Origin of the sequence: Sphingosinithalassobacter sp. LHW66-3 (assembly GCF_050703275.1) — a bacterium.
GTDB lineage: Bacteria > Pseudomonadota > Alphaproteobacteria > Sphingomonadales > Sphingomonadaceae > Sphingomonas.
In genome coordinates, this window is sequence record NZ_CP193482.1 from 1013432 (window position 1) to 1029983 (window position 16552).

A 16552-nucleotide genomic window follows, 5' to 3' on the forward strand; every position below is an offset into this window, starting at 1 on the left:
GAATTGGTGGGAAACAGAACGGCGGCTTTTCTTTATTCTCCTGGGTGCAGAGCCAATAGCGCGAACTCGATGGCGCGTTCGCGCGTGATACCTTCCGCCCAGTCGATTGACAGCGGATGCTCTGAAGGCTCTGGTTCAGCGAAGGGTCGAGCCCCTCCTGTTTGCCAGTGCACTTGCAGTGGCATGTTCAAGGTATCGGGGTAGGTCGGCAACCGATTGGCGAGGTAACCAAATGTCTGTCGCTCGGGCGTTGCATCGAAGGTTTCGCCATAGAGATTGAAGTTACTCTTGCTCTGAGTAACCCAGACCCCCCAGCCAAGTACCTGATTTGCATCTTTGATAGGTACGTCAAGCACACAGCGGATGAAGTAATGCTCGCCATTCACAATGCAGAAGTCGCTGTTAAGTTTATTATCCGTCGGATTTGCAGCTGCATCGGCTTCACTCCAGAAGATGGGCGAAGCGAAGGCTATGTCCGGCAAGCCGATGTGCTGCTCCCCGCAGCAAGGACAGAGAAAGCTGAACTGATCGGTTTTTATGTCTCGCATCATTGTAGGATGTGATATCCCTGCAATGTGCGCAACTGAGATTAAGCCCAACGTCGCCTCCTCCGCATTCCACCGGCGCAAGAGCGGTTGACGAAGCGCTCGCCCGCCTCAGAGCTCCCAGCCATTGGCGAACGCCAGCCGCAAGACATCCGATCCGGACGCCGCTTCCGGGCGCATCAGTGGCTTGAGTCGCTTGCCGACTGGCTTCCCGATCCCGAGCAGGTCGCCCGCGCCGACATCATCAATCGCGACGACATTGCCGATCCTGCGCTGAGCCCTCGCGGCGCTCCCGGGCTTCAGGCCGCGTAGCACCCCGTGCGCAGCGCCGCTGCCCAGCCGGCAAAGCCCTCGCGCTCGGCCTTGTCGGCCGCACGCGCATGATCATAGGCGACCATGCGCAGCGTGACCTCGCCCTGCTCGACGATCGCGTAGCGCGCATCGGGAGAGCCGGTCTGGGTCCGCACCTGCGCGGTTTCGGCATAGGCCTGGAGCCCGACGCTGCCGGGATTGGCGACAATGCGCCCATCGCCGAGCGGCAGGACGGCGGGACGATGCGAATGGCCGCACAGAGTGAGCCGCTCGGGCCGGTCGCCCAGCCGCTGCGCCACCGTTTCGGGTGCTGCGAGTCGCATTCCCCGATCGGTCAGATCCTCGAGCAGGAAGCACAGATCGTCGTCGGGCGAACCATGACAGAGGAACAGCTCGGGCGACCAGTGGAGCACGGCGGGCTGCGCGGCGATCCAGGCGCGATGCGCGTCGGTGAGCCGTTCGAGCGTGAACGCATCGCTGGCGTACATCGGCTGCGGCGTGCGCTCGCGCAGCTGCCGCTCGTGATTGCCCGCGATCGTCGGCCAGTCGCGCGCGATCAGATAGTCGGCGGTCTCGGCCAGCCAGAGCGGACCCGATAGGCTGTCGCCCAAGTTTACGAAGGCGGTGCAGCCCTGCGCCTGGGCATCGGCGACCACCGCCTCGAGCGCGGGGAGATTGCCGTGGATGTCGGCCACCACCGCAAGCCGAGTCACTCCGCCCATCCTTCGGCCACGATCAGCCGCGAAGCATTCCATTCGGGCACCGCGGCGGGGATCATCGGCACCATGAAGCGCTTGCCGTCGGGCTTTTCGATCTCGAGCACGTCGCCGGCGCCGTAATTGTCGATCGCGACGACGCGGCCGATCGGCGTGCCGGCCTCGTCCTCGACGGGCAGGTCCAGCAGATCGACGTGATAATATTCGCCCTCTTCGAGCGGCGGCAGCGCCGAGCGGGGGACGGTCAATTCGGTGCCGCGCAGCGCCTCGGCGGCATTGCGGTCGGCGATCTCGGCGAAACGGGCAATGGCGCCGTTCGGCCCCTCGCGCAGCGATTTCAGCGTCAGTGCGCCGCCGTTGAACTGCTTGTGGCGACCGATTTCCTCGGCGAACACCTTCAGCCGAACCTCGCCGGTGATGCCGTGGGCGCCGATGACGGCCGCGAGCGTGACCGCTCGATCTTCGCTCCCGCGTGCGGGAGGCGTGGGGGGAGGATTTGCGTCAGCGGCCATCGCGAAACGCCATGCCCTCCCCCGATCCCTCTCGCAAGCGGGAGGAAGGTCTTCCTCAGCCTTCGGCCGGCTCCTGAGCGGACTCGCCGTCCTTCACCGTGCCTTCGTCGCCCGCGTCGCCATTGGGCGTCGCTTCGTTCGTACCGGCTTCCTGCGCGTCCTCGGCAGGCGCTTCGGCGGCGGGAGCTTCCTCGGCGGGCGCAGGCGCAGCGGCGGCCTCGGCAGCGGCTTCCTCGGCCGCCTTCGCCTTCTCGGCACGCTCCTCGGCGCGCTCCTTGGCCTTCTCGCCCGGCTCGGCCTTGTTCGGGTTGTTGCGCGCGGCGCGCTCCTTGATGCCGGCGGCGTCGAGGAAACGGGCGACACGGTCGGTCGGCTGCGCGCCGACGCTCAGCCAATGCTTGGCGCGATCGCCATCGAGAACGACGCGCTTCTCGTCGTCCTTGGCGAGGAGCGGGTTATAGGTGCCGATCTTCTCGATGAAGCTGCCGTCGCGCGGGCTGCGCGCATCGGCGATCACGATCCGGTAATAGGGGCGCTTCTTCGATCCGCCCCGCGACAAACGCATGCTGACTGCCATGGTGTTCTTCTCTCTTCCGTCGCACCCGCGGAGGCGGGAGCCTATCGCTCTTCCAACAATCGCCGCCCCTCAGTCGCGAGAGACATGGGCCCCTGCCTCCGCAGGGGCGACGAAACTCATTTCTTCTTCATCAGATTCTCGAAGCCGGGCGGCAGACCGGGCTGACCGCCGCCGGGAAGCCCCGGCAGGCCGCCGTCCATCTTGCCCATCATCTCGCCCATCTGCGCACCGCCCAGCGCGTTGCCGACGCCGCCCATGCCACCCTTGCCGAGCATCGCCATCAGCCCCTTGATGCCGCCCATCTTCTTGAGCTTCTTCATCGCGGTCTGCATTTCCTGATGCATCTTCAGGAGCTTGTTCACGTCCTGCACGGTCGTGCCGCTGCCCTTGGCCACCCGGATCTTGCGCTTGGCGTTGAGCAGCTCGGGCTTGGAGCGTTCCTTGGGAGTCATTGAGCCGATCATCGCGTCCATCCGCAGCAGGATCCGCTCGTCGACCGCGCCGCTCGCCATCGCCGCCTGCGCCTTCTTCATGCCCGGCATCATGCCCGCGAGTGCGCCGATCCCGCCCATGTTGCGCATCTGGGCAAGCTGGGCGCGCAGGTCGTTCATGTCGAACTTCCCCTTCGCCAGCCGCTCGGCCATGCGCTCGGCGTCTTCCTGCTCGATCGACGCCGCCGCCTTTTCGACCAGGCTGACGACATCGCCCATGCCGAGAATACGGCCGGCGACTCGCTTGGGATGGAAGGGCTCGATCGCCTCGAGCTTCTCGCCCATGCCGGCGAACTTGATCGGCTTGCCGGTGACGGCGCGCATCGACAGCGCGGCGCCGCCCCGCGCATCGCCGTCCATCCGCGTGAGGATGACGCCGGTGAGCGGCACCTGCGCCGAGAAATTCTCGGCGACGTTGACTGCGTCCTGTCCGGTGAGCGAATCGACGACGAGCAGGATTTCCTGCGGCTGCGCGATGTCGGCAACCGCCTTCATCTCGTCCATCAGCGCCTGATCGACATGGAGTCGACCGGCGGTGTCGAGCATGACGACGTCATAGCCCTGGAGTTTCGCCGACTGGAGTGCGCGGCGCGCGATGTCGACCGGCTGCTGCCCCTGGACGATCGGCAGCGTGTTCACTTCGGTCTGCGTGCCGAGGACGGCGAGCTGCTCCTGCGCGGCCGGGCGATTGACGTCGAGCGACGCCATCATCACCTTCTTGCCCTGCTTCTTCAGCAGCTTGGCGAGCTTGGCGGTAGTCGTCGTCTTGCCCGAGCCCTGAAGGCCGACGAGCATCACCACCGCGGGCGGCGTGACGTCGACGTTGAGCTCGGCAGTGTCCTCGCCGAGCATCTCGACGAGCGCGTCGTGGACGATCTTGACGACCTGCTGCCCCGGCGTGACCGAGCGCAGGACATTCTGGCCGACCGCCTGTTCGGTCACCTTCTCGACGAACTGGCGCGCGACGGGGAGCGCGACATCGGCCTCGAGCAGCGCGATCCGCACTTCGCGCATCGCCGTCCGCACATCGGCTTCGGTCAGCGCGCCGCGGCCCCGCAGGCGCTCGAAAACGCCGCCCAGCCGATCGCTCAGAGACTCGAACATGCACTACTCCAATCCGCCGACCCCGAAACGCAAAACGCGCCGGCGGACGAAACCTCGTCGGCCGGCGTCACGCCCCGCAGGGCCGATCAGCGCACACGTTCCGGAAGAACGGTCGGCAGCCCCATAGCCGCACCGATGGCCGGGCGCAAGCCGCCAGCAGCTTAACCCGATCTATACGGTCGCGGGTCCAAACCCGTAAGCCATCAGTATCAGGGGGTATTCCCGGCAATGGCGCTGGATCTCGACGAGAACGTCCTCGACATCAAGGAACGGCGGCAGAGCGAGCTGCTGACGGGCGCGATCAGCGTTGCCGCGATCCTGCTGTTCGTGGGAACCGGCAGCCAGGTTCTCTCCACCACGCTCCAGCATTATTTTCAGGGCGGTGCGCCGGCCGACCGCACGCTGGTGATCGCGCTGCTGCTCAACGTGGCGCTGATCCTGTTCGGATGGCGCCGTCATCAGGCACTTTCCGAGGAAGTGCGCATCCGCGCGGCGGCCGAGGAACGCGCCCAGCAGCTCGCCAGCCGCGATCCGCTGACCGGCTTCCTCAACCGCCGCAGCATGGCGGAGGAAGGCGCCGCGATGTTCGTGCGCGCCGGACGCCGGCGCAAGGCGATGGCGCTGCTCATCGTCGATCTCGACCATTTCAAGACCGTCAACGACATGCACGGCCACGCCGTGGGCGACGCGCTGCTGCGCGCGGTCGCCAGCGAAATCGCGCAGGCGATGCCGCCGATCGCGCTCACCGCGCGGCTGGGCGGCGACGAATTCGCCTGCGGCTTCCTGTTCGACCCCGAGCAGCCCGACACGGTGGAGCGGATCGCCGAACGGCTGGTGAGCCGCATGGCGCAGCCGTTCGAGGCGGAAGGGCTGCGACTCCACATCAGCTGCTCGCTGGGCATCGCGCGTTCCGACTTCGACTGCGCCTCGATCGACGCGCTGATGCGCTCGGCCGACATCGCCATGTATGCGGCCAAGAAATCGGGCCGCAACCGCTATGCCTGGTTCGACCAGTCGATGGAGCGCGAACTGCAGACGCGCAACGAACTGGAATCAGGCCTCCGCACGGCGATCCCGCGGCAGGAGATCGTTCCCTATTTCGAGCAGCAGATCGATCTCACCACCGGCCGGCTCCACGGCTTCGAAGTGCTGGCGCGCTGGGAGCATCCGCAGCGCGGGCTGATCAGCCCCGAGCTGTTCATTCCGATCGCCGAGGAAACCGGCATGATCGCCGAGCTGTCGCTGTCGATCATGCGGCAGGCCTTCGCCGCGGCGCGCGACTGGGATCCCGCGCTCAGCATCTCGATCAACATCTCGCCCTGGCAGCTACGCGACGCATGGCTGGCGCAGAAGATCATCAAGGTGCTGACCGAAACCGGCTTCCCCGCCAACCGGCTGGAAGTGGAGATCACCGAAAGCTCGCTGTTCGACAATCTGGCGCTCGCCCAGTCGATCGTCGGCAGCCTGAAGAACCAGGGCGTGCGGCTGGCGCTCGACGATTTCGGCACCGGCTATTCGTCGCTGGCGCATCTGCGCGCACTGCCGTTCGACCGGATCAAGATCGACAAGAGCTTCATCATGTCGCTCAACGAGAGCGCCGATTCGGCGGCGATCGTGAATGCGATCGCGCGGCTGGGCGAGAGCCTGAACCTGCCGGTGACCGCCGAGGGCATCGAGGATGCTGCGATCGAGGAACGGCTGCGGGCGATCGGATGCTCGAAGGGCCAGGGCTGGCACTATGGCCGCCCGATGTCCGCAGCCGCCACGCGCCGACTGCTCGCCGAGCGCCGCCTGCTCCAGCAACCGCCGCAGGCCCGCAGCGGCGAACCGCCGCTCGACGCTACCAGCCAGCGTCTGGCTGGCTGAGATACTCGCGCTCGGCGGGGGTGCTCTCCCGCCCGAGCGCCGCATTGCGACTGGGGAAGCGACCGTAGCGTTCGATCACGTCGCGATGGTCATAGGCATAGTCCAGCGCCTCCTCCAGCTCGGTCTCGGCGAACTTCGCGACGCTCAGCTGCTGGAGCCTGATATCCTCGGCATGCATCAAGGGCATGTAGAGGAACTGGCGATGCGGATCGGGCATGCCTCGATCCCAGCCGCGGTTGATCGCATCGATCGCAAGCTCCCGCGCCAGCGGATCGGCGGCATAGGCCTCGGCATCGCCACGGAAGAGGTTGCGCGAAAACTGGTCGAGCACGATCACCGCCGCCAGCAGCGTCTCGGGATCGTCGCGCCAGCCGCGCGCGCCGGTTTCCAGCAGCTCTTCGCGCAGATCGGCGAAACGCTCGCGGATCGCCGCATCGACCGAATCGGATTTCGCGAAATGCTGTTCGGGCATCAGCAGGTCGAACCAGAAGGCGAGCACGTCGCGCGCCTTCGCGTGGACACTGCGCTCCACCGTCTCTAGATCACCGCTCATGCCTGTATCCGAGCCTTTCCTGTCGTGAGCGTACCGCACGTCATAACGCTGGGCTGCAGACTCAACCTTGCCGAAAGCGAAACGATCCGTGCGCTGCTCGCGGACCGGAACGCAGTGGTCGTGAACAGCTGCGCGGTGACCGGCGAAGCGGTGCGCCGCACGCGCCAGGCGATCCGCCGGGCGCGGCGCGAACGGCCGGACGCCGAGCTGGTGGTGACGGGCTGCGCGGCACAGATCGATCCGCACGGTTTCGCCGCGATGGCAGAGGTCGACCGCGTGATCGGCAATGCCGACAAGCTCTCTCCCGCCGCCTGGGGATCGCCCGAACCGGTGGTGGCACGCGACGTGATGGCGCTGACCGAGACCGCGCCCCACCTCGCCGCCAGCTTTTCCGAGCACGCCCGCGCCTTCGTCGAAGTCCAGAACGGATGCGATCACCGCTGCACCTTCTGCACCATCCCCTATGGCCGCGGAAACAGCCGCTCGGTGCCGGCGGGCGCAGTGGTGGCGCGGATCGCCGCGCTGATCGAAGCGGGCCATCACGAGATCGTGCTGACCGGAGTCGATCTCACCAGCTATGGCCCCGACCTGCCCGGCGCGCCGAGCCTGGGGCAGCTCGTCGAGCGGATTCTGACGCATACCCGAGTCGCACGACTGCGGCTTTCCTCGCTCGATTCGATCGAGATCGACGACCGGCTGTTCGCGCTGCTGACGCAGGAGCCGCGCGTGATGCCGCACGTCCATCTTTCGCTGCAGGCGGGCGACGACATGATCCTCAAGCGGATGAAGCGGCGCCACGGCCGGGCCGATGCGATCCGGCTGGTCGAGCGGATGAAGGCAGCGCGGCCGGAGATTGCGATCGGCGCGGACCTGATCGCCGGCTTTCCCACCGAAACCGATGCGATGGCGGCGAACACCGCCGCGCTGATCGACGCATGCGACATCGTGCACGCGCACATCTTTCCCTACAGCCCGCGCGCGGGAACCCCCGCCGCGCGGATGCCGCAGGTGCCGCGCGACCGCGTGAAGGCCCGCGCGGCGGCGCTCCGCGAAAAGGCGACGCATCGGCGGACCAGATGGCTCGAAACGCTGATCGGCACGCGTCAGCAGCTGCTGGTGGAACGGCCCGGCGACCGCGGCCACGCAGGCAATTTCGCCGAGATACGGCTCGCGGCGCCGCAGCCGGTCGGAACGATCGTATCCGCGCGCGTCACCGGCGTTGCCGATGGAATAGTGACCGCGACTCCCGACGAAGAGATTTGATGATGAGCACTCGACCTTCCTGGCACACCAAGCTGCTCGGCGGCTTTCGCAAGACATCCGACCGGCTGCTCGGCAACCTGGCCGGGCTGACCGCCGCGCGGCTCGACGAGGAGACGCTCGACGAGATCGAGGAAGCGCTGATCGCTTCCGACCTCGGCCCGGCGACGGCAGCCCGTGTGCGCCAGCGGCTCGCCGAGGGCCAGTTCGAGCGCGGGCTGGAAGAGCTCGGCATCCGGCTGATCGTGGCCGAGGAAATCGCCAGCGCGCTGGCGCCGGTCGCCAAGCGGCTCGAGATCGAAGCCTTTCCGCGGCCGCAGGTGATCCTGGTGATCGGCGTCAACGGATCGGGCAAGACGACCACGATCGCCAAGCTCGCCAACCTGTTCCTCGAGCAGGATTACCGCGTGATGCTGGCCGCGGGCGACACGTTTCGCGCCGCAGCGATCGGCCAGCTGCGCACCTGGGCCGAGCGGATCGGCGTGCCGATCGTCTCCGGCGCGGAGGGCGGCGACGCGGCAGGAATCGTCTATGAGGCAGTGAAGCAGGCGACGCAGATCGGCACCGACGTGCTGATCGTCGACACCGCCGGGCGGCTTCAGAACAAGCGCGAGCTGATGGACGAGCTCGCCAAGATCCGCCGCGTGCTCGGCCGACTGAACCCCGAGGCGCCGCACGACGTGGTGCTCGTGCTCGACGCCACGACCGGCCAGAATGCGCTGTCGCAGATCGAAGTGTTCAAGGAAGTGGCGGGCGTCACCGGCCTCGTGATGACCAAGCTCGACGGCACGGCGCGCGGCGGCGTGCTGGTCGCCGCGGCGGAGAAATACGGGCTGCCGATCCATGCGATCGGCGTCGGCGAGACGGTCGACGATCTGCGCCCGTTCGATCCGGAAGAGGTTGCGCGGATCATCGCCGGCGTGGAACAAGCGGTGAAGGGATAGCCCCCGCTCCCCTGCCGTCGCTCAGGCGCCGGAGCCAGGCATCAGCTCGACAGGGTGAGCTTTCGACAGGCGCCGCCCCAACGGATCGTTGAGAAACATGACAACCTCCACCAAGAACCCCGCTTCACCCGGCCTGCGCATGCTGATCGATTTCGGTCCGCTCGCGGTCTTTTTCCTCGTCAGCAGCTTCTATCCGAGCGAATCGCAGCTCAGTAAGATGTTCGCGGCCACAGCGGCATTCATGATTACTATTGCTGCCTCTATGGCGCTCTCGCACTGGAAGAGCGGTCAGATCTCGCCGATGCTATGGATATCCGGTGGGCTCGTGCTTGTATTTGGAAGCCTCACGTTATACTTTCATGACGGCACATTTATAAAGATAAAGCCAACGATCGTTTATTCGATGTTTGCTATCGTTCTAGGGTACGGCCTGATTGCACGCAAACCAATGCTTCAGCTGATGCTCGAAACAGCATACCCGGGACTTTCTGAGCGCGGGTGGAAGCTTCTAACAGTAAATTGGACCATTTTCTTTATCTTAATGGCCGTACTCAACGAGGTTGTTTGGAGAACTACAGCGCCAGATCCTACTGACGACTTCACCTTTTGGGCGGGTTTCAAGCTGTGGGGAGTGGTGCCGATGACGCTGATCTTCGCCATCGCAAACGTGCCGATGCTGATGAAGCACGGGCTGCAGGCAAGGCCGGAGGAAGCCCCGCTGCCGCCGGAGGGGTGAGCGACAGCGGAACCCCGGAGGGGCTGCGGACCGGCGCCCGCAGCGCGCCTTACATGTTCATGGTGCGCAGCGCCGCGATGTGCCGCTCGATCAGCGGAACGGCGCTGTTCGCCGCCTGGCGCAGCTCCATCGAATCGCCGCGTTCCGAATAGGTGCGGTGGAGCGTCAGCGCCATGTCGTGCGCCCGCCGCTGCTGCATCAGATAGGTGCGCTCGAACGCGGCACCGGTCATGCCGCGCAGCTCGTCCAGCATCTGCCGCTGCATCGGCATCAGCGAGGGAGCGGGCGGGTTCATGCCGGCCTGCCGCGCCGCGGCCATCACCGTATTCGTCGTCAGCGTGTGATGGTCGATCATCATCTGCGCGAACTCGCGGATCTGCGGATTCTGCGACTTCTGCAGCGCGAGGCGCGACGATTCGATCTCATAGAGATCACTCGCGCCCGCCATCGTGACATAGGGCATCGCCTCGGTGGGCGTCATATCGGACATGGGAGTGCCGGCGGGCATCTGCCCGTCATTCATACCCATCATGCCGTTCGAAGTACATGCAGCAAGCGGCATCGCCGCCGCCGCGGCCAGAAGAGCAAGGCGTTTCATATTGGTCTCCGTTGTCGGTTGCTGAAAATCCAACTCGCCGGCGAGATCATATGTTCCATTTTTCTCTTTCAGGTTCTTGATTTCATGGCCGTTATTTAAAGATGCCGTACTCTGGTACGTTCATTGTGGCTTCGCAACTACCCGCCTCTAGCCAGCGCTGAGCACATAGAATCGAAACGACCGCCCGCTCGGCGATGCCGAACGAACCTTGCTAATGCGACTAAATCTCATTACTGGCGCCGCAATCAAGAAATCGACGGGAAAAGGGTCATCACCACATGAATCGCATCGTCTTTGCCGCACTCGCCTGCACCGCGCTGACCACGGTGCCCGCCGCGGCGCAGGAAGCGCGCGAGAGCAGCCCGGGCACGCGGAGCGAGATCGTCGTGATCGGCGCCGCCGAGGCGAGCGCGGGGACGAAGACCGACACACCCCTCGTCGAAACGCCGCAGCCGATCAGCATCGTTCCCGACGAGGTGTATCTGGCGCAGGGCGCGCTGTCGGTTTCCGACACGCTCAACTATGTCGCAGGCGTTACGGCGAGCCCCTATGGCCCCGACAGCCGCGTCGACGGCGGCTTCATCCGCGGCATCGCCCCGCTGCAGTTCCGCGACGGGATGCGCGACCTGTACAGCTATTACGCCAGCATCCGCTCGGATCCGTACAACTTCTCGCGCGTCGAAGTGGTTCGCGGTCCGGCCTCGGTGCTGTTCGGCGCCGGATCGATCGGCGGACTGGTCAATCTGGTTTCCAAGGCGCCGCAGGAGACTCCTGCCGGCGAAGTCGCGGTGCGCTATGGCAGCTTCGACCGGTTCGAGGTGCTGGGCGACGTCACCGGCGCGTTGGCGCCCGGACTGTCGGCGCGGATGGTGGCGCGCGTGCGCGATGCGGGCACCCAGGTCGATTATGTCGAGGACGACCGGGTGATGCTCGCCCCGTCGCTGCGGATGGAGTTCGGTCCTGCCACCGAGCTGACGGTGCTGGGCCTCTATCAGGAGGACGATTCGGGTTCGACGTCGCAGTTCCTGCCCGCCGTGGGCACGATCCTGCCCAATCCGAACGGCCAGCTGCCCAACGACCGTTTCATCGGCAAGCCCGGCTGGGACCGCTATGACGGACGGCTGCTCGAAGGGACCGCAATCCTCGACCACCGCTTCAGCGAAGCGGCGCGGCTGAATCTGAAGGCCCGCATCATCGACAGCGACGTCACCTATTTCACCCACTATCCGAACAGCTATTCGAACCCGCGCAATCCCTATATCCAGCTCGACGCGACCGGTGCTCCGGTCCTCGATCCGGTTACCGGACAGCCGCTGCCGGACCCCGAGCAGCGCACGATCGGCCTCTATGCCGACGGCAGCTATGCCACGATGGATGTGTTCTCGACCGACAACAACGTCCAGTTCGACTTCACTACCGGATCGGCGGTCGCGCACACGCTGCTGGCGGGTGTCGACTACAGCTGGAACCGCGTGCGCAAGACCAGCGGCTTCGCGGTCGAGGCGATCGACATCTATGATCCGAACTACGATCTTCTGTCCGACTGGGACGGCGGCCTTCCCAATGCGGCCTTCGCCTCGACCACGGACACACGCGGCGAACAGCTCGGCTTCTATCTGCAGGATCAGGTGCGGCTGTGGGATCGCGTCTCGGTCGTGCTCGGCGCGCGCCATGACGATGTGCGCACCCGCGCGGTGGGCGGCGCGACCGAAAGCGACGATGCCTGGTCGTTCCGCGCCGGCATCATCGGCGAGCTGGTGCGCGGCGTCTCGCCCTTCTTCAGCTATACCGAGAGCTTCGAGCCGGTTTCGGGCACCACCAGCGACGGCAGCCCCTTCGTTCCCAAGCGCGGGCGCCAGTACGAGCTGGGCGTGAAGTTCCACCCCGATGCCGCGACGCTCGTCACCGTGACGGCGTTCGACATCCTCGAGAGCAATCGCCCGGTCAGCGATGACAGCACGCCCGATCCGCGCGACCAGATCCAGGCGGGCGAGGCCTTTTCGCGCGGGTTCGAGATCGAGGCGAGCCGCACGCTGCCCGGCAATTACACGCTCATCGCCGCCTACAGCTACAACGAGGCGGAGATCGAAGGCACGGGCCAGCAGCTGAACGACGTTCCCGAGCAGATCGCCTCGCTGTGGGGCACCAAGACGCTTCCGCTGGGCAGCGAAGCGTCGCTGCGGCTGGGCGCGGGCGTACGCCACGTCGGCGAGCACCGCTCCTACGGACCCGCCTTTCCCGACGGGCTGGTGACGCCGTCCTACACGCTGGTCGACGCGCTGGCCGAGATCGACTGGCGCAACTGGCACCTCTCGGTTAACGCGACAAACCTGTTTGACGAGCAATTCTACGCCTCGTGCCTCGCGCGCGGCGACTGCTTCATCGGCGCCGAGCGCAACGTGTTCGCCACGCTGGGCTACCGCTTCTGATGGCGCCGCCCATGGCCCTCACCTGGCTGGCGATGGCGGCGGCGCTGGCCGCGGTCGCCCTGCTGCGGCTGGCGTGGCAGCGCCGCAGCCGCGGCCGCCCGATATCGATCGCCGGATGGCTGCTGCTGCTGGCGAGCTGCGTACTCGGGACCGTCGCCGACGGCGAATGGGGGCTGTGCCTGGTCGCGCTGGCGGCGATGGCGGGGGCTGCGGCGCTGCTGGCGCATGCGGCGCTCACCGCTCCGGCGGGCAAGGCCCCCCCGCCCGACCGGCGCGCGAATATCCTGCCGCCGGCCGGTGCGCCGGCGCGGATCGGACGGCGGCTGATCGTCTTCCTGCTCGTCGGGCCATTGGCGTTCGCGGTGTCGCTGGTGCTTGCGCTCGCCTCGCGAGTGCTGGCGCACTGGGCCGGCTGGCGGGAGGCGGACGGCATCGTACTGTCGCTGCTGGTGTTTCCGCTCTACTGGGCCTTGCTGGCCTGGCTGATGCTGATGGAAACCCACCAGGGGCGGCGCACCGCGATGCTGGCAGTATCGGGACTGGCCGGCGGGCTGTTACTCTGGACGGGAGCAGGCATGTGAACGCACCGACCGCCGTAAAGGCCGACACCGGCGTCGCGCAGCGCGCGCTTTCCGCGCATGCGACGATCGGACTGATCGTCAGCGCGCTCCTGTATCTCCTCTGCGTCACCGGCACGGTGATCGTCTTCAAGGAGGAGTGGCAGCGAGTCGAGCAGCCCGGCGCGCCTGAAATGGCGTCGATCTCCCCCGAAGCCATGCAGACCGGCATCCGCAACGTACTGGCGACCGAGGCCGGCAAGCCGACGACCACCCATCTCTACGTCCACCTTCCGGTGCCTGCGCTCCCCCGCACGACCGTGACGACCGACACTCAGGCGGTTCATCTGGCGGCCGACGGCAGCATCGTCGGGCCGGAGGAGAACGGCTGGGCGACTTTCCTCGAGGACATCCACTATCGGCTCACCATGCCGGGGCTGACCGGCTATGCCGTGGTCGGCGCATTTGGCACGATGATGCTGGCGCTGATCTTCTCGGGTGTCGCGGCGCATCCGCGGATCTTCCGCGACGCGTTTCATCTGCGCGCGCGCAATCGGACCGGCGTGGGCCTTTCGGACTGGCACAATCGGCTCGGCGTGTGGACGTTGCCCTTCGCTGTCGCCATCGCGCTGACCGGCGCGGTCCTCGGCCTTTCGGTCGTGTCGGGCTATGGCCTGGCGAGCGCCTTCTACGGCGGCGACATCGAGAAGGTCTATGGCCCGGTGTTCGGCGAGGAGCATCCCGCGGATGCCACCCCTGCCGCCTTGCCCGATGCCGCCGCGGCGCTGCGCGCCATGGCCACCGACCATCCCGAGGCGCATCCCTATTACGTCGTGCTCCACGATCCCGGCACCGCCGGCCAAGCAGTCCAGATCATCGCCGAGTACCCGAAGCGGCTGATCTTCGGCGAGTATTTCACGTTCGACGCCGCGGGCCGGCTGCACGGGACAGCCGGCCTCGCCGACGGCACCGTGGGGCAGCAGATCGCCGCGTCCAATTATCGGCTGCATTTCGGCAATTTCGGCGGGCTGCCGGTGAAGATCGCCTATGCGGTCTTCGGCATCGCGCTGTGCGTCGTCTGCGCGACCGGCGTGTCGATCTGGCTGGGCAAGCGCGCGCGGCGCGGGCATCGCGAGCCGCGCCTGCGTGCGGCGTGGGATGCAGTCGTCTGGGGCGTGCCGCTGGCGTTGACGCTCGCACTGCTCGCGCGGCTGCTGATCGGCAACGCCGCGCCGATGGCCGCGATCTTCTGGGGCCTGTCGGTCGCGCTGGTGTTCGCGGGCATCGTCTTCGGCGCCCGCTGGAGCACGGCCGGCCGCGACCTGGCGCGCGGCTTCTGGGGCAGCCTGGCGGCCACCACGGTAATCGCCACCGCCGGCGCGCTCTAAACCGCGCGCCGCCGCACCGCGTGCACGAAAAAGGGCGCCGAACCCATGGTCCGGCGCCCTCTTCGCGTCGGGTGCGCCCGCTTACTTCTTCGCGTCGGCGTAGCGCTTCGCCACCACGTCCCAATTCACCACGTCCCACCACGCCTTCAGATAGGCGCCGCGATCATTGCGATAGGTGATGTAATAGGCGTGCTCCCACACGTCGTTGCCCAGGATCGGCGTGCCCTTCACCTCGGCAACGTCCATCAGCGGATTGTCCTGGTTCGGCGTCGAGCAGATCTGCAGCTCGCCCTGCTGGTTCACGATCAGCCATGCCCAGCCCGAACCGAACTGACCCGCGCCAGCGGTGTTGAATTCCTCCTTCATCTTGTCGAACGAACCGAACTTGGCGTCGATCGCCTGCGCCAGCTCGCCGCTGGGCGCACCGCCGCCGTTCGGGCCCATCGTCTTCCAGAAGAAGTCGTGGTTCCAATAGCCGCCGCCATTGTTGCGCAGCTTGGACGGCTTGCCCGACATGCTCGCCAGGATGTCCTCGATCGACTTGCCCTGCAGCGACGAATCCTCCTGCACCGCTTCGTTCAGCTTGGCGGTGTAGGCCGCGTGATGCTTGTCGTGGTGGAGCGTCATCGTCTCCTTGTCGATCGTCGGCTCCAGCGCGTCATAGCCATAGGGAAGCGGCGGCAGTTCGAAAGCCATGGGGGATCTCCTTTTCTCGGGTTCACCGCGCGAACGCAGTGGGCGGCATATGGGTCCGTAAAACTCGTTTCGCCAGCGTATTAGCCGCCGGTCTTCAACAGATCGTGGCGACGCAGTGCGTGGCGCAGCTGATCATAGGTAAGACCCAGCGCATCGGCGGTCGCTCGCTGGTTGTGCCGATGCTCGACCAGCGCGCGCGCGAGCAGTTCGCGCTCGAACCGGGCGACGCGCTCCTTGAAATCCAGCGGCTCGGCGGGATCGGGCGCCGATCCGGCCGGTGCAGCCTCGGGCGCTTCCTTCGGGGATGCCTCGGGATCTGCCCGAGCCACGGTGCGCGGCCGATAGGGAGAGGCGAAAGGATCGATCTCGATCGCATCGACCGGGCCCTCGCGCTCCCAGCGATAGACCGCGCGCTCGACTGCGTTGCGCAGCTCGCGCACGTTTCCGGGCCAGGAGTGGCTGGCGAGCGCGTCGAGCGCATGCGGCCCGAACCCGGGCCAATCCTCCCATCCGATCTCCGCGGCCATCCGGCGCCCGAAGAAATCCGCGAGCACTACGATGTCGCCGGCGCGCGCGCGCAGCGGCGGGAGCGTGACGACTTCGAAGGAAAGCCGGTCGAGCAGATCGGCGCGGAAGGTGCCCTGCTGGACTCGATCGGGCAGATGCTCGTTCGTCGCCGCCACGATGCGGACATCGACACGCAGCGGGCGCGACGAACCGATCCGGGTGATCTCGCCATATTCGACCGCGCGCAGCAGCCGATCCTGCGCCGCCATCGACAGTGTCCCGAGCTCGTCGAGGAACAGCGTGCCGCCGTCGGCTTCCTCGAACCGGCCAGCGCGGGCCTTGGTGGCGCCAGTGAACGCGCCCGCTTCATGGCCGAACAGCTCGGCCTCGATCAGCGTTTCGGGAAGCGCGGCGCAGTTCATCACCACCAGCGGCTGATCCCAGCGGGGGCTGAGGCGGTGGAGTCGCTCGGCAACCAGTTCCTTGCCGGTGCCGCGTTCGCCGATCACGAGCACCGGCCGGTCGAGCGCGGCCGCGCGGCTGGCGCGTTCGAGCGCGTCGAGAAAAGCCGATGACTGGCCGATGACCTGTGCGGCGCGTTCCATGCCCATCTGTTGGCGCATTTCGCTAAAAGTTGGCAACACAAAATTTGTCGCTCGGTTCATTCATCGGGCTGAAAGCTTGAAAATCCGCCATTTTAAAAATTGGCACGCTTCCTGCGAAGCATGAGGCAAGCCCGGAGAAACGGGCGCAACGAGACA

16 protein-coding genes and 1 pseudogene are annotated in these 16552 nt (G+C 66.4%); 8 read left to right on the forward strand and 9 right to left on the reverse strand.

Translation table 11 applies throughout. From position 1 onward, the window contains the following. Positions 1 to 32 precede the first annotated feature (32 nt). Complete coding sequence (locus ACQ450_RS04635) at positions 33 to 551, reverse strand: DUF2199 domain-containing protein (protein ID WP_431470700.1); 519 nt, start codon at positions 549 to 551, stop codon at positions 33 to 35. An 84-nt stretch (positions 552 to 635) separates the two neighbouring features. On the opposite strand from ACQ450_RS04635, the gene ACQ450_RS04640 reads away from it, so the two are divergent. Beyond that, positions 636 to 857, forward strand: coding sequence for a hypothetical protein (locus tag ACQ450_RS04640; RefSeq protein ID WP_431470701.1), 222 nt, complete (start codon positions 636 to 638; stop codon positions 855 to 857). On the opposite strand, the gene ACQ450_RS04645 is transcribed toward ACQ450_RS04640, so the two are convergent. The 4 genes and pseudogenes from ACQ450_RS04645 to ffh all read right to left on the reverse strand — a co-directional run bounded on the left by ACQ450_RS04645 (position 845) and on the right by ffh (position 4257). Continuing rightward, positions 845 to 1570 carry a metallophosphoesterase family protein gene (locus tag ACQ450_RS04645; RefSeq protein ID WP_431470702.1) on the reverse strand — a complete coding sequence of 242 codons (726 nt, stop codon included), beginning with the start codon at positions 1568 to 1570 and terminating at the stop codon, positions 845 to 847. The genes ACQ450_RS04640 and ACQ450_RS04645 overlap by 13 nt on opposite strands. Then, positions 1567 to 2085, reverse strand: a complete 519-nt coding sequence (gene rimM, locus ACQ450_RS04650; RefSeq protein ID WP_431470703.1) for a ribosome maturation factor RimM — start codon at positions 2083 to 2085, stop codon at positions 1567 to 1569. Before rimM ends, ACQ450_RS04645 begins: the two co-directional genes overlap by 4 nt. 130 nt (positions 2086 to 2215) lie before the next feature. Further along, positions 2216 to 2662, reverse strand: a pseudogene (gene rpsP, locus ACQ450_RS04655) (30S ribosomal protein S16); the annotation flags it as partial. A gap of 116 nt (positions 2663 to 2778) precedes the next feature. Next, on the reverse strand, positions 2779 to 4257 hold the full coding sequence (gene ffh / locus ACQ450_RS04660) for a signal recognition particle protein (RefSeq protein ID WP_431470704.1): 1479 nt from the start codon (positions 4255 to 4257) through the stop codon (positions 2779 to 2781). Between the two features lie 228 nt (positions 4258 to 4485). On the opposite strand from ffh, the gene ACQ450_RS04665 reads away from it, so the two are divergent. Next, entirely contained in the window at positions 4486 to 6123 is a 1638-nt protein-coding gene (locus ACQ450_RS04665; protein WP_431470705.1) for a putative bifunctional diguanylate cyclase/phosphodiesterase, read from the forward strand. On the opposite strand, the gene ACQ450_RS04670 is transcribed toward ACQ450_RS04665, so the two are convergent. Beyond that, positions 6098 to 6676 (reverse strand): DUF924 family protein, encoded by a 579-nt coding sequence (locus ACQ450_RS04670; RefSeq protein WP_431470706.1) that lies wholly within the window; start codon positions 6674 to 6676, stop codon positions 6098 to 6100. The two genes, ACQ450_RS04665 and ACQ450_RS04670, sit on opposite strands and share 26 nt — an antisense overlap. Before the next feature lie 24 nt (positions 6677 to 6700). Here ACQ450_RS04670 and mtaB point away from each other — a divergent pair, with 24 nt between their 5' ends. The 3 genes from mtaB (at position 6701) to ACQ450_RS04685 (ending at position 9616) form a co-directional block, all read left to right on the forward strand. Next, positions 6701 to 7939: a tRNA (N(6)-L-threonylcarbamoyladenosine(37)-C(2))-methylthiotransferase MtaB gene (mtaB, locus tag ACQ450_RS04675; RefSeq protein ID WP_431470707.1), complete on the forward strand. Its 1239-nt coding sequence runs from the start codon at positions 6701 to 6703 to the stop codon at positions 7937 to 7939. A gap of 2 nt (positions 7940 to 7941) precedes the next feature. Continuing rightward, positions 7942 to 8880 (forward strand): signal recognition particle-docking protein FtsY, encoded by a 939-nt coding sequence (gene ftsY / locus ACQ450_RS04680; RefSeq protein ID WP_431471162.1) that lies wholly within the window; start codon positions 7942 to 7944, stop codon positions 8878 to 8880. Between the two features lie 97 nt (positions 8881 to 8977). Next, complete coding sequence (locus ACQ450_RS04685) at positions 8978 to 9616, forward strand: septation protein A (protein ID WP_431470708.1); 639 nt, start codon at positions 8978 to 8980, stop codon at positions 9614 to 9616. Positions 9617 to 9665: 49 nt separating this feature from the next. On the opposite strand, the gene ACQ450_RS04690 is transcribed toward ACQ450_RS04685, so the two are convergent. Continuing rightward, positions 9666 to 10214 (reverse strand): DUF4142 domain-containing protein, encoded by a 549-nt coding sequence (locus ACQ450_RS04690; protein ID WP_431470709.1) that lies wholly within the window; start codon positions 10212 to 10214, stop codon positions 9666 to 9668. Between the two features lie 278 nt (positions 10215 to 10492). Between ACQ450_RS04690 and ACQ450_RS04695 the strand changes: the two genes are divergently transcribed. The 3 genes from ACQ450_RS04695 to ACQ450_RS04705 are packed head-to-tail and all read left to right on the forward strand — an operon-like array spanning position 10493 to position 14588. Then, positions 10493 to 12643, forward strand: a complete 2151-nt coding sequence (locus ACQ450_RS04695) for a TonB-dependent siderophore receptor (RefSeq protein ID WP_431470710.1) — start codon at positions 10493 to 10495, stop codon at positions 12641 to 12643. Positions 12644 to 12654: 11 nt separating this feature from the next. Then, positions 12655 to 13224, forward strand: coding sequence for a hypothetical protein (locus ACQ450_RS04700; RefSeq protein ID WP_431470711.1), 570 nt, complete (start codon positions 12655 to 12657; stop codon positions 13222 to 13224). Next, a complete protein-coding gene (locus ACQ450_RS04705) occupies positions 13221 to 14588 on the forward strand; it encodes a PepSY-associated TM helix domain-containing protein (protein ID WP_431470712.1) in 1368 nt (455 codons plus the stop codon). The genes ACQ450_RS04700 and ACQ450_RS04705 overlap by 4 nt, the downstream gene beginning before the upstream one ends. Before the next feature lie 81 nt (positions 14589 to 14669). On the opposite strand, the gene ACQ450_RS04710 is transcribed toward ACQ450_RS04705, so the two are convergent. Beyond that, entirely contained in the window at positions 14670 to 15284 is a 615-nt protein-coding gene (locus tag ACQ450_RS04710) for a superoxide dismutase (protein ID WP_188055531.1), read from the reverse strand. 80 nt (positions 15285 to 15364) lie between these two features. Beyond that, complete coding sequence (pspF, locus tag ACQ450_RS04715) at positions 15365 to 16396, reverse strand: phage shock protein operon transcriptional activator (protein WP_431470713.1); 1032 nt, start codon at positions 16394 to 16396, stop codon at positions 15365 to 15367. Positions 16397 to 16552 lie beyond the last annotated feature (156 nt).